The sequence below is a fragment of the Thermodesulfobacteriota bacterium genome, from assembly GCA_026415035.1.
GTDB lineage: Bacteria > Desulfobacterota > BSN033 > BSN033 > UBA1163 > RBG-16-49-23.
Genome location: JAOAHX010000020.1, coordinates 51742 through 62303, shown reverse-complemented (window position 1 = coordinate 62303; position 10562 = coordinate 51742). Strand labels below are relative to the sequence as shown.

At 56.7% G+C, this 10562-nt stretch carries 9 protein-coding genes; 4 read left to right on the top strand and 5 right to left on the bottom strand.

What is annotated here, in order from left to right; translation table 11 throughout:
* Positions 1–180 precede the first annotated feature (180 nt).
* From N3G78_11600 to cas6, 4 genes are all read right to left on the bottom strand, one after another.
* Positions 181–1437, bottom strand: a complete 1257-nt coding sequence (locus N3G78_11600) for a DUF2130 domain-containing protein (protein MCX8118564.1) — start codon at positions 1435–1437, stop codon at positions 181–183.
* Position 1438: 1 nt separating this feature from the next.
* Complete coding sequence (gene csm6, locus N3G78_11595) at positions 1439–2605, bottom strand: CRISPR-associated ring nuclease Csm6 (protein ID MCX8118563.1); 1167 nt, start codon at positions 2603–2605, stop codon at positions 1439–1441.
* A gap of 38 nt (positions 2606–2643) precedes the next feature.
* A complete protein-coding gene (locus N3G78_11590) occupies positions 2644–2799 on the bottom strand; it encodes a hypothetical protein (protein ID MCX8118562.1) in 156 nt (51 codons plus the stop codon).
* A 138-nt stretch (positions 2800–2937) separates the two neighbouring features.
* Positions 2938–3909 carry a CRISPR system precrRNA processing endoribonuclease RAMP protein Cas6 gene (cas6, locus tag N3G78_11585; GenBank protein MCX8118561.1) on the bottom strand — a complete coding sequence of 324 codons (972 nt, stop codon included), beginning with the start codon at positions 3907–3909 and terminating at the stop codon, positions 2938–2940.
* Between the two features lie 195 nt (positions 3910–4104).
* Between cas6 and N3G78_11580 the strand changes: the two genes are divergently transcribed.
* The 4 genes from N3G78_11580 (at position 4105) to N3G78_11565 (ending at position 9627) form a co-directional block, all read left to right on the top strand.
* Positions 4105–6180, top strand: coding sequence for a molybdopterin-dependent oxidoreductase (locus N3G78_11580; GenBank protein MCX8118560.1), 2076 nt, complete (start codon positions 4105–4107; stop codon positions 6178–6180).
* A 126-nt stretch (positions 6181–6306) separates the two neighbouring features.
* Positions 6307–7287, top strand: coding sequence for an NAD-dependent epimerase/dehydratase family protein (locus N3G78_11575; protein ID MCX8118559.1), 981 nt, complete (start codon positions 6307–6309; stop codon positions 7285–7287).
* Positions 7288–7305: 18 nt separating this feature from the next.
* Positions 7306–8487: a pyridoxal phosphate-dependent aminotransferase family protein gene (locus N3G78_11570; GenBank protein MCX8118558.1), complete on the top strand. Its 1182-nt coding sequence runs from the start codon at positions 7306–7308 to the stop codon at positions 8485–8487.
* A 15-nt stretch (positions 8488–8502) separates the two neighbouring features.
* Positions 8503–9627, top strand: coding sequence for an N-acetyltransferase (locus N3G78_11565; protein MCX8118557.1), 1125 nt, complete (start codon positions 8503–8505; stop codon positions 9625–9627).
* Here the strand turns inward: N3G78_11565 and N3G78_11560 are convergent.
* The gene (locus N3G78_11560) at positions 9624–10484 is read right to left on the bottom strand and encodes a phosphatase PAP2 family protein (protein ID MCX8118556.1); all 861 of its coding nucleotides are present in this window, start codon (positions 10482–10484) and stop codon (positions 9624–9626) included. The genes N3G78_11565 and N3G78_11560 overlap by 4 nt on opposite strands.
* Positions 10485–10562: the final 78 nt, after the last annotated feature.

Below are 10562 nucleotides of genomic sequence, written 5' to 3'. Positions count from 1 at the left end.
CTCCATAATGGGAGGCCAGCCATTCATAACCAATAAGGGAATGAGACTTTCCCCCGTCTTCCGGGTAAGCGGCCCTCTGCTTAAATTTCCCAATGTCATGAAGAAGAGCGCCAATGACGAACCTATTCAGATCGTCCCACCCCATCGTTTCCTCCGTTTTTTTCCTTAGGGCTCAAAAGGCTAAATAATTTTGGGTAAATCTCCTTCCCCCTCGGTATCCGCCAAATTCTTTAGCTCCAGGCTTTTGATCTCGGGGAGGGAGGCGCCGATGATTCCCTGCATGTCCCCCACCAGGCGCGAGACGTGGGTGAGGACCCGCTCGATCTGTTTCTCCCGTTTCGCCCAGATCCTTTGCAGGGCCGCCTTCTCGCTTTCGAGATCTTCCTTCATCGCCAAGAAGGCCCTCACCACGGCCTCGACCCTCTGCTTGAATTCCGAACCCGTCAAGTAGGCATATAGGGCCTCCATCTTCTCGTGCTTTCCCTCGGAGGCTTTCTTTTCCTTCGCCAGGTCGAGGAGATTCACCCGCAAAGCCATGGCGAGGCAAGGGGCGAGGGGATATTCGGTCACCCATACCCCCTGGAGGAGCCCGAAGTGGTCCACCTCCTTCGGCAGGGCGGTCGTAACGAGAACCGCTATCTCAGCTTTCGCCTCCCTTTGGTCTTCCTTCAGTTTGTCGAGCCAATCGTCGTTCCAATTCCTCGCCCGCTTGGCCTCCCAGATGATCGTCCCGCAGAGCTCCCCCCTCGAATTTTGGACCCGCTGAAGGAGGTCCGCTCCCCTTTTCCCCTTGGAGACGGGTTCGATCCGATCCATGGGAAAATGGCTTTTCAAAACCTCTTCGATCTCGAGCTCCAAGACCTCCCCTCGAAGCTGGATCGGGGTCTGCTCCGCCTTCCGCTGAAGTTCTTCGATATGCCTCTTGAGGTCATTGATTTGCTTTTCCTTCTCGAGATCTTTGAGCCGGTGTTCCTCGACCACCCTCCGCTCGGCCTCCTGCCGAATCCGCTCCCGTTCTTCATCCAATCGGCGGACCATCTCCAGTTCGAGGGATCTCTGCCTCTCCTCGAGCTCCCGCCTCTCCCTGCGAAGCTGGAGCTCCGCCTGACGCATCTTTTCTAACTGCTCCTCTCTCTGTTTCAACGCGGCCTCGAGATCCAGGATCTGAAGGCCGAAGGCTTCCTCCAATTTCTTCCTCGATTCGGCCTCGATCCTTTCTCTCTCCACCCTCAATTTTTCGGCCAGTTCCTCCGAGAGGGACCTCTCCTTCTGTCCGAGGAGCTCTTCCTTCCGAATCAGCTCCAGCTCCTTTTCGGCCAGCCTCTTCCCAAATTCCTTCTCGACCTCCTCCCGGATCGAATGGGTGATGGCCTCTGAAAGGAGGATCTCTCGATGGCAATAGGGACAGGTGATCGTCGGTGGAGTGACGCTTTTCATCTTAATCCTCGATCTTGATCTTTCCCTTTTCGACCCTGATGCCGTAACGCTTTGAGCCGTGTTTGCCCACGGCAGAAATGGTGAAATAGGGAAGGAGTTCTTCCTTCAAGCCCTCTCTCAAAGCGGCATTGATCTTACTGATGTTCTGTCGGAGGGTGTCGGGATCGATCCCGCCTCTCTTCTCCCAGTGTCTCCGAAACTCCACCACCCGGCCCGAGTGAGGTCCATACGATCTCTGATAATCCTTGAGGATCTCCTCGAAGGTCTTCCTGCTCGCCAGATCAGCAAGGAAAGGAAAACATTCGACGCAATCGTAACAGTAGGGCCTTGCTGGGAAGTGGCACCCTTCGACTTTCCGCTTCAGCAGATTGAGGTAGAGGGCCAGCTGGATCGGCACCATATCGATGCCCACCTCGCCGATGTAGAGGACCTTCTCAGAGAGGTCGATCCTCAGGGTGGGCTGGATGGAGGCCAGATCGATCTCGCGCTGGCTCTCCCGGATCAGATCCTTGAAACCCTTTCCGTCGAGGGAAATCTTGTCCCTCAGACGGACGAAGGGGAGCTCGGCAAGGGTGATCTCCGCATCCCTGGTCCTGAGCCTTTTAACCAGCCGGCCGTTTGCGTCCCGCACATCGAGGACCTTGTTCTTCTTCGGCTTGTAAAAAAACTCGGGATGGGATTCGAATTCGGGATTGACGAGGACATGGTAAAGTTTGTCCCAGGGCCTGCCGAAGAGCTGGAGGGCCGATCCCAGGTAGAAGGACATCGTCTTCCTTCCTCCTGCCAGAGAACAATGGAGCCTCGCGGAGGGATCGGCGGTCTTTCCCCGGATGAAGTTGGCGATAAAATCGCCAAGGGATTCGTTATGGGAGATCTCCCGGATATCGTCCAGGGGACGGCCCGCCTCGTCGCAGACGAGATGGATCGACTCCGGCGTCAAGGGAACCGGGGGAAGGCCGAACTCTTTCGAGAAGGCCGCGAGCCGGCCTTTTTCAAGAAGCTCCTTCTCGATTCCCTCCTTCCCGCTCGTGGTCGTCAGGATATGGATTTCATCGGGAAAAACCGGAGGTTTCAAGGACTGGGTAAGGCAGTAGAGGGTCTCGGTTACGATCTGGGGTGTCGTGCCGAGGACAAAGATCAGGATTTCCTTGAAGGGTTTTTGCTCCATGGCTTTCTCGACGACCTCAAGGGCGGTCCTCCCCCCCTTTAAGCCCACCCTTCGTTATTGGGGGCGAACCGGATGGTCCACCAGTAGGCCTCCCATTCTTCAAGGTGCTTCAGGAGGACCTCGGCCTTTGGCAAAAAGCACCTGCCGCAGAGGGCCCCAAAGAACCTCCAACCGATGTTATCCCGTCCTTCCACTTCCTGTCCGCAAAAGATGCAAGACTCTCCCACCCATTTCCTCCAGGGTTTTTGTTGTAAAGGTAGACCGATCGCGGTGGGAAGGGCAAGCAAAGAAATATTTTGGAAAGGTTTCGCCTTTAAGCCAAGATTCAAAATTCAGCTCCCCTGCTTTGAAATTTTGAATTTGCCCAGGCCAAAGCTCGTCCCTTTTCCCACGTGAATCTGCTCTCCCAGGAGGAGGAAGGGGGCGTAAGGTTTGAAATCGCCCATGAAGGTGATCGGCCCGATGAAGCCTCCCATCTTCATCCGGGTCTCCTGCCGATTTGAGTATCTCTCCCAGTCTACCCACCTCAGGGTCTCTTTTTGAATCCTCACCTCCTTCGACTTCTCGATCAGTCCCTTAAAATCGACGACCAGTTCCTCTCCGCAATGAAAGTAGGAGAGCAGGGAGATCCGACGGAGGAGATTTCTGACGAGGATATGAAATTCGAGTTTAAGGGTCAGGGCCCCATCGAATTTGAGCCGGGTCGGGGTCAAGAATTGCAATGTGAGGGTGGGGACATCGAGGTCCAGCGGAGCGAGTGCTCTTCCATCCAATACCTTGAAATCGCACCGGAGGGCTTTATCGACCGAGGAATATACCGTAGATCCTTCTTCCTCTGTTTCAGCCCCTCCCACCGCCTTCACCTTTTCCAATTGGAATGTCCCCTGCCCTTTTCCGATGCCCTTCTTCCCGAGCTCGTCGAAGGTGTAGATGAAATAGGGCAGGTAGTCGATGGCCTTGCCGATGAGCGTCAGTTCGAATTTCAGGCCCTCTCCCTCCTTATAAGTCCGGGTCGTTTCGAGCGGCGGGGTGATGACGAAGGGGTGGGGGGCATAGGGGTACTTTTTCATCTTTTCAGTGTCCGGAGGAGGCGGGGTTTCAAAGACGTAGGAATAGATGCACCGGTTTTTCAGGAGGCAGCCGTTACAATCCTTCTCTCGGTTGATACAGACGATCTTTTTAAAGGTATGGCCAAAGGCCCCTCGGAAGGTCGAACCTTTATAGGTGGGAAGGTGGATCTCATCGGTGGCTTTGAGGAGAAATTCGAATCGAGCGAACCGGAAATGTTCAAACAGGCCTTCCATGACCCCCCTTCTTACAGGGGTGACAAAAAACCCCACGTGGCGGCATCGGTCGCGATGGAAGTTGCCTCAGATTATTAAAATTGGGCCCCTTTGTCAACAGAAAAATTCATTCTTCCAACCCTTGAGACTGTTGGCCCAATGCCTTGTCAAAGCCCCTTTTCGGTGTTATGAAGTCCCTGTGAAGGAGGTTTCCCGATGATCGTCAAGACCTTCTGCGCGCGAATGGACCACGGCGGCTGCGGCCTCCTGGTCCACGTCGAAGAGGGAAAGATCCGGAAGATCGAGGGCGACCCCGATTGTCCCCTCAACCGTGGGACGATCTGCGCCAAGGGCATCGCCCAGATCGAAAGGCTCGACCACCCGGATCGCCTCCTTTTTCCCTTGAAAAGAACCGGGAAGAGGGGAGAGGGAAGATGGATCCGGGTCTCCTGGGACGAGGCCCTCGAGACGATCGCTCAGAGGCTCCTCGAAACGATCAATCGCTTCGGGCCCGAATCGATCGCCTTTGCCCAGGGGACGCCCAAGGGCCTCGAACTCTTCCTCTTGATGAGGCTTGCCCATCTCCTGCGCATCCCCAATATCTCCACTCCCGGACACATCTGCCATATGCCGAGGGAGACCGCCTCGAATCTCACCTGCGGGTTCTTCCCGGTTCCGGATTACGATCACCCGCCAGCGTGCGTCCTGGTCTGGGGAAGCAACCTCTTTCAGACCAACGAGGAAGGGGTGATCGGCTCCCAGCTCAAAAGGGCCCTCGAGCGCGGAGCGAAATTGATCGTCGTCGATCCGCGAAAAACCGGGATGGCCTCGAGGGCAGACCTCTGGATTCGACCCCGGCCCGGGGCGGACCTCTTCCTCGCCTTGGGGATGTTGAAGGTGATCATCGAGGAAGGACTCTATGATCGCCCCTTCGTGGATCAATGGACCAAAGGTTTTCCCGAGCTGGTCGAGCATCTCAAGCAGTACTCCCTCGAAGAGATCGCGGAGACCACCTGGGTGAACAAAGAGGCGATTCAACAGGCCGCGAGGCTCTATGCCCAGACCCGGCCGGCCTCGCTCCAGTGGGGAAACGCCATCGAGCATACGATCCATAGCTTTCAATGTGCGAGGGCCCTTCTCATCCTCATGGCGATCACAGGAAACCTTGAGGCTCCCGGCGGAAATGTGAACCGCCCCTCTCCTCCCCTCATGAGGCCGGGGGAACTCGTCCAGATCAAGAGATTCCCTGAAAAGAAAGAGAAGATCCTGAGCCCGGAATATCGCCTATCGACGATGATGGGGTTTGTCCCCTCCCAGTTGATCATCAAAGCCATCCTAACGGAGAAACCCTTTCCCATCCGGTTGATGTACATCCAGGGAGGAAATCCCCTGCTCAGCTACGCCAACGCCCAGGAGACGTTCGAGGCCCTGAGGCGTCTCGACTTCCTGGCGGTCTCGGAGATCTTTCTCACCCCCACGGCCCAACTCGCTGACCTCGTCCTCCCTGCGGCCACCCATTTTGAATTCGACGACATCGGCCACTACGGCCTTCCCCATGGCTTCATCCTTGCCCGTCCCAAGATTGTTGAACCGCCAGGCGAGTGCTGGTCCGATCTGAAGATCTTGAATGAACTGGGAAAAAAGGCGGGGTTGGGACACCATTTCTGGAAGGATCCCGAAGAGTGCCTCGACGAGATTTTAAGGCCCGCCGGCCTGACCTACGACGATTTTAAATCGATGGGGATGCTGAAAGGAGACTGGCCGTACCGCTCTTACGAGAAGAAGGGATTTTCGACCCCTTCCAAAAAGGTCGAGATCTTTTCAGACCAGCTCAAAGACTGGGGCTACGCCCCTCTGCCCACCCCCATCGACCTTCCGGCCCCTTCCTCGGAGTCCTTTCCGCTCCTTCTCACCTCTGCCAAGGACCCGTTCTACTTCCATTCGGCCTATCGAAATATCCCTTCCCTTCGGAGGCTCTCCCCGGATCCCCTTCTCCTCATCCATCCTCAAACGGCCTCGACCTATAAAATCGGGGAAGGGGACTGGGTGGAGATCACGACCGCAAGGGGCTCGATCCGGCAGAGGGCCAAATTCGACGCCGACCTCGACCCGAGAATCCTCGTGGCCAGCTATGGCTGGTGGTTTCCGGAACGGAAGGATCTCGAACTTTGCGGCTGGAAGGAGTCGAACCTCAACATCCTCACGGACAATGCTCCTCCCTACGAGCCCGCCATCGGCTCCACTCCCTTACGAGCCATCCCCTGCCGGATCTCCAAAGCGGAACCCTTCTGACCGCTCCTCGGAAGGCCTCATCGGTCAAGGCAAGAACTTCCGAAAACGGAATCTTACGGTCCTGTTTCCTTGACAAATCCCAGAAAATAGATAGAATTCAATAAATTTCAGGCGGCGGTTCGAACCTTGAAAGCACTGGTCACCGGAGGCACAGGCTTCATCGGAAGCCATCTCGTGGAGGCCCTTTTGAAAAGAGGGGACGAGGTCCGTTGCCTTGTCCGAAATCGCCACGACCTAAAGTGGTTGAAAGGCCTTCCTGTCGAAATCGCCGAGGGCGATTGCACCGATCCTTATTCATTAAAAGAGGCGGTCAAGGGCGTCGACCTAATCTTTCACTCCGCCGGAGTAACCAAGGCCCTGAAGGAGGAGACCTATTTCGAGATCAACGCCAGGGGGACGGAAAACCTCCTCCACGCCTGTCTCGAGGCCAACCCCTCGTTAAAAAGATTCGTCTATCTCTCGAGCCAGGCAGCGGCCGGTCCCTGCCAAATTGAAGGATTGAAGAAAGAATCGGACGATTGCAATCCGGTCTCCCCCTACGGCCGGAGCAAACTGGCCGGCGAAGAGGCCTGTCTTGAACACACCGATCAGCTCCCGATCGTCATCCTCCGCCCCACGGCCGTCTACGGCCCGAGGGACAGGGATGTCTATGCCTTTTTCAAGATCCTTTCCCTGGGGTTTAAACCGGTTTTTAAGAATCACGACGGATCCCTGAGCCTCTGTTTCGTGGACGACCTGGTCCAGGCCACCCTGAGGGCTGCGGAGTCCAAGGGGTGCGACGGCGAGATCTTCTTCATCTCCGATGGGGAGGCCTATCGAATGGACCGGATCGGCGACCTCTTCGAGGAGGCCATAGGGATCCGTGCCCGCCCCCTTCCTGTACCCCGGTGGCTCCTTCGGACTGCGGCTTCGGTCTCGGAATATGTCTCGAGCGTCTCCCGGAGGCCTCCGCTGATCAACCGGGGAAAGGTCGAGGAGATGGTTCAAAAGAATTGGCTCTGCGACATCACCAAGGCCAGGACCCTCTTAGGCTTCGAACCCCGCTTTCCCCTTGCGGAAGGGGTAAAAATCACTTATGAATGGTATTTAAAAAACGGCTGGCTTTAAGGTCACACGAGGTGAATTATGGACGTCTTCGAAAAATGCGAGAGGGTGAACGAGCAGTACCGGGCCGTTTATAACAGCGGGAACTACTTCTTCTTCCGGAAGCTCGAGTCGGCCCAGGATTCCGAGGTGGTGGTCAACGGGAGACGGGTCATCATGGTCGGATCGAACAATTATTTAGGGTTGACCAATCACCCCAGGGTGAAGGAGGCCGCCATCAAGGCCATCGAAAAGTATGGAAGCGGCTGTGCGGGGTCCCGCTTTCTCAACGGGAACCTCGAGATCCACGAAGAGCTCGAGGCCAAGCTCGCGCGGTTCTTCCGCAAGGAGGCCGCCCTCGTCTTCGCCACAGGCTACCAGACCAATTTGGGGGCGATCTCCGCCCTGGTGGGAAGAAACGACGTCGCCATCATCGACAAGTACGACCACGCCAGCATCATCGACGGCTGTCGCCTCTCCTTCGGCCAGGTGAAGAAGTTCAAGCACAACGACATGAAGGATCTCGAAAAGGTGCTGGAGGCGACGAAGGATAAGGGCCAGCTGATCATCGTCGACGGCGTTTTCAGCATGGAGGGGGATATCGCCAACCTGCCCGAGATCGTCCGCCTGGCCAAGGCCTATGGCGCCCGGGTGATGGTCGATGACGCCCACGGCGTGGGCGTCCTCGGACCGGGCGGCCGGGGCACCGCCGAACATTTCGGGCTGGAGAACGAGGTTGACCTCATCATGGGGACCTACAGCAAGTCGCTTGCGGCCATCGGGGGCTTCGTGGTCGGCTCCTGGGAGGTGATCAATTTCATCAAACATACCGGCCGCTCCATGATCTTCAGCGCCAGCCTCCCTCCGGCCCTGGTCGCCTCGGTGAGCACCGCCCTCGATATCATCGAGGAAGAACCCCACCTCATCGAACAACTCTGGAACAATACCCGGAAGATGTTGAAAGGCTACAAGGAGCTCGGCTTCGATACCGGAACGAGCGAGACCCCGATCATCCCCATCATCCTCGGCGACACGATGAAGGTCTTCGGGATGTGCAGGCTCCTCTTCGAAGAGGGCATCTTCGTCAACCCCGTGGCCAGCCCCGCTGTCCCTCCGGGTCGGGAACTTCTCCGGACGAGCTACATGGCGACCCACACCGAGGAACAACTCGATCGGGTGCTGGAGGCCTTTAAAAAGGTGGGCAAGCAGATGGGATTGATCTGAAGGGAATGGAAGGCCATGGCAGGGTCGGAACTCAAGATCGAAGAGGTCAAAACCCGAAGCGACCTGGCGGCCTTCCTCCGATTTCCCTGGAAGATCTACCGAGGAAATCCTTTCTGGGTCCCCCCTCTCATCAAGGATCAGCAGAAGAAGTTGAGCCCCTCCTCCCCATTTCGCTCCCACGCAGAGATGGTCCTCTACCTTGCCCGTCGCGACGGGGAGGTGGTGGGAAGGGTGGCGGGGATCGTAGACCGCTTCCATATCGAATACCACCAGGAGAGGGCGGGGTTCTTCGGTTTCTTCGAATCGATCGAAGACCCTGAGGTGGGCCGCCTCCTCCTCTCGTCTGTGGAAACCTGGGCCAAGGAGCGGGGGATGGAGAAAATCCTGGGACCGATGAACCCCTCCATGAACGACGAGTGCGGCCTCCTCGTCGATGCCTTCGATCGCCCCCCCGCACTCATGATGCCCTACAACCCGCCCTACTATTCGAGCCTGATCGAAGGCTGCGGGTACCGGAAGGTGATGGACCTCTATGCCTACCTCCTCGAAAAGGAGACCTTCCAGAAGGATCGGCTCGAACGGATCACCGAGCGGATCCTCAAAAAGGAACCGGACCTTTCGATCCGCCCACTGAACATGGGTCGCTTCAAAGAGGATCTGAAGATCATCAAGGAGATCTACAACGACATCTGGAGCCGAAACTGGGGGTTTACGCCCATGACCGAGGAGGAGATCGACGAAATGGCCAAGGCCATGAAACCGCTGGTGGTGCCCGAGCTCGTCCTCTTCGCCTATGTCAGCGGAGAACCGGTGGGTTTCTCAGCCGCCCTCCCGGATTACAATGTAGTCCTCAAGCACCTCAACGGAAGGCTGGGGCCCCTCGGCCTGATCAAATTTCTCTACTTCAAGAGGAAGATCCGGTTGGTCCGGATCATGCTCCTCGGGATCAAACAGGCCTTCCAAAAAAGGGGGATCGAAGGGCTCCTCTATATCGAGACCTTCAAACGGGGGATCGCCAAAGGGTATCATCAGGGAGAATGTTCCTGGATCCTCGAAAACAACCTCCTCATGCGGCACGGCATCGAGGCCATGGGGGGCAAACGTTATAAGACCTACAGGATCTACGAGAAGGGGATTTAGGCCCTCTGCCAGACCCGATAAAGGGCGGAGGCCATGAGCAACGAGCCGATGGCAAAGAGGGCGCCGACGATGAGGTCGATCACATAGTGATAGCGGAGATAGACGGTGGAAAGGATCAGGCCGGCCACCAGGGGCAGAAAGAGATAGAAGAGCCGCTTCTCCTGGTAGCGATGGGCAAGGAGGAGCACCATGAGAGAGAGCTGGGTATGGCCGCTCGGCATGCAATCCCTCTTGTTGTGCTCCAGGGCGTTCAAGGTGTCCCTGACAAAGTCCGTGATGAAACTCCCCTCCAAGGGGACCGAATAGAGGGAGGCCTGGGTAAACCTCGGGCCCACCGCTGGAAAGAGGATATATCCGACAAAGGAGAGGTAATACCCGAAGGTGAGGACGAACATGGCCTGGCGAAATTCCGCCGTCCGCCCTTTGCGATAGAGCGTCACGACCAGAACGACGGGAAGAAAGTAGTAACTGAGGTAGGCCAGGGACATCAGGTCGGTCAGCCACGGCGTGATCCATCGTTCCATCCAAACGGTCGGGTGGACGCCGAAGAGGGAGAGGTCGATTTGGATCAGGATCGGGTCGATATCGGGTTGGAGGTACTGGATCAGGTTGCCGAGCGACTGGTAGGTCAGGATCACGAAGACGATCGGAGAGAAATGGTATAAGAGCCCTCCCAGGCCCCTCGCCTCCCTCCGGTCTGCGGAAATCTTCAGGGCAAAGAGCAAGCCGAGCAGAAGGAGATAGAAGAGCAGTTGAAAACGCCAGAGCGGGATCTGGCGGTTAAAGAGGAGCGTCACCAGGAGAAGGCCTGCGAGAAAGATCAGCGTGAGTCCTTCGATGGGGGCAAGACGTTTCATAAATCGATGTCCGGAGCTTGCGGTCCATCTCTTGCGAAATGAAAATCCGGCAAGATATATACGGGAAGGGGTCCTAAA

Bases quoted from the DNA above. Each gene is read 5' to 3' on its own strand.
- N3G78_11600 (MCX8118564.1), bottom strand. From the start codon at position 1,437: ATGAAAAGCGTCACTCCACCGACGATCACCTGTCCCTATTGCCATCGA.
- csm6 (MCX8118563.1), bottom strand. From the start codon at position 2,605: ATGGAGCAAAAACCCTTCAAGGAAATCCTGATCTTTGTCCTCGGCACG.
- cas6 (MCX8118561.1), bottom strand. From the start codon at position 3,909: ATGGAAGGCCTGTTTGAACATTTCCGGTTCGCTCGATTCGAATTTCTC.
- N3G78_11580 (MCX8118560.1), top strand. From the start codon at position 4,105: ATGATCGTCAAGACCTTCTGCGCGCGAATGGACCACGGCGGCTGCGGC.
- N3G78_11570 (MCX8118558.1), top strand. From the start codon at position 7,306: ATGGACGTCTTCGAAAAATGCGAGAGGGTGAACGAGCAGTACCGGGCC.
- N3G78_11565 (MCX8118557.1), top strand. From the start codon at position 8,503: ATGGCAGGGTCGGAACTCAAGATCGAAGAGGTCAAAACCCGAAGCGAC.
- N3G78_11560 (MCX8118556.1), bottom strand. From the start codon at position 10,484: ATGAAACGTCTTGCCCCCATCGAAGGACTCACGCTGATCTTTCTCGCA.